At 71.3% G+C, this 1,675-nt stretch carries 1 protein-coding gene and 1 pseudogene; both read left to right on the top strand.

Annotation, left to right across the window (positions count from 1 at the left end; translation table 11 throughout):
• Window positions 1-310: pseudogene (locus G6024_RS06470) on the top strand (cell division protein FtsQ/DivIB); the annotation flags it as partial.
• A gap of 206 nt (window positions 311-516) precedes the next feature.
• On the top strand, window positions 517-1,675 hold a 1,159-nt coding region (gene ftsZ / locus G6024_RS06465; protein WP_235027788.1), incomplete at its 3' end, for a cell division protein FtsZ.

Below are 1,675 nucleotides of genomic sequence, written 5' to 3'. Positions count from 1 at the left end.
CGGCCCCGGTGAGCCCCCGCCCGGCACGCCCCTGCTCACCGTGGGGGACGCGGCCGACGCGGACCTTCCGTCGATCGTCCGCGATCTGGCGACCGTGTTCGCCGAGGTGCGCGGCACGGCGGGGCAGGAGATCGCCTCGGTGGAGGTGGAGACCCCGGCGTCGATCGTCCTCACGCTCGCCGACGGGCGGATCGTGGAATGGGGCGCGGCGGGACGGGATCACGAGAAGGCCGTCGCCCTGCAGATGGTGCTCGAGCAACCGGGCCAGATCTGGAACGTGTCCAACCCCGCGCTGCCGGCCTCGCGGTAGCCCGGTCGCGAGCCGGTGGACACGACACGCCCGCGAGCCTCGTGGACGCGCGGGGCTGCTGGACCTACCGTGTGTGCAGACGGCGGAAAAGGCCTCTGACCAGCAAGTTTAACCCTCAACTAGAGGGTGAGACTTTAGGCTCGCGGAACTTTCGTCGAGACAGCATGCAACCGAGCACGACACCCCCATAGGAAGGCCGGGCCTCGATGAGCTCACCGCACAACTACCTCGCAGTCATCAAGGTCGTCGGGATCGGCGGAGGCGGCGTCAACGCGGTCAACCGGATGATCGACGAGGGGCTCAAGGGCGTCGAGTTCATCGCCGTGAACACCGACGCGCAGGCCCTCCTCATGTCGGACGCCGACGTCAAGCTGGACGTCGGCCGCGAGCTCACCCGCGGGCTGGGCGCCGGCGCGGACCCCGAGGTCGGTCGCAAGGCCGCCGAGGACCACAAGGACGAGATCGAGGAGGTCCTCAAGGGGGCCGACATGGTCTTCGTCACCGCCGGTGAGGGCGGCGGGACCGGCACCGGCGGCGCGCCCGTCGTGGCCGCGATCGCCCGCAAGCTCGGCGCCCTGACGGTCGGAGTGGTCACCCGCCCGTTCTCGTTCGAGGGCAAGCGCCGCGGAGGCCAGGCCGACACCGGCATCGACCAGCTCCGCGAGGCCTGCGACACGCTCATCGTGATCCCCAACGACCGCCTGCTCCAGCTCGGCGACGCGGGCGTGTCGATGATGGAGGCCTTCAAGACCGCGGACGAGGTCCTCCTCAACGGCGTCCAGGGCATCACCGACCTCATCACCACGCCCGGCGTGATCAACGTCGACTTCGCCGACGTCAAGGGCGTCATGTCCGGGGCGGGCAGCGCCCTCATGGGCATCGGTTCCTCCCGCGGGGAGGGACGCGCGTTCAAGGCCGCCGAGGCCGCCATCAACTCCCCGCTCCTCGAGACCACGATGGAGGGCGCCAAGGGCGTGCTCATGTCCATCGCGGGCGGCAGCGACCTGGGGCTGTTCGAGATCAACGAGGCCGCCACGCTCGTGCAGGAGGAGGCGCACCCGGAGGCCAACATCATCTTCGGCACCGTCGTGGACGACTCGCTCGGAGACGAGGTCCGAGTGACCGTCATCGCCGCCGGGTTCGACGGCGGGTCCCGTCCGGTCACCGCCGGCGCGGGACAGTCGCGTCGCGGCCGCCACCACCTCGACGACGACGAGTCGGTCCCCGGCGCCTCCGGTGACACCGGCGGTGCCTCCGAACTCGGCTCGACCCCCCTCGACGGCCGGCGCCGCGACGAGTCGGCCTACCCGGGTCCCGCCTCCTCGGCCGGCAACGCGGCTCCGGCCGCGGGATCCTCGTCCCGCC

This window comes from Dietzia maris, assembly GCF_014144855.1.
GTDB classification, from domain to species: Bacteria; Actinomycetota; Actinomycetes; order Mycobacteriales; family Mycobacteriaceae; genus Dietzia; species Dietzia kunjamensis.
The sequence above is the reverse complement of the archived record's forward strand: the minus strand, read 5'-3'. Positions and strand labels throughout refer to the sequence as shown.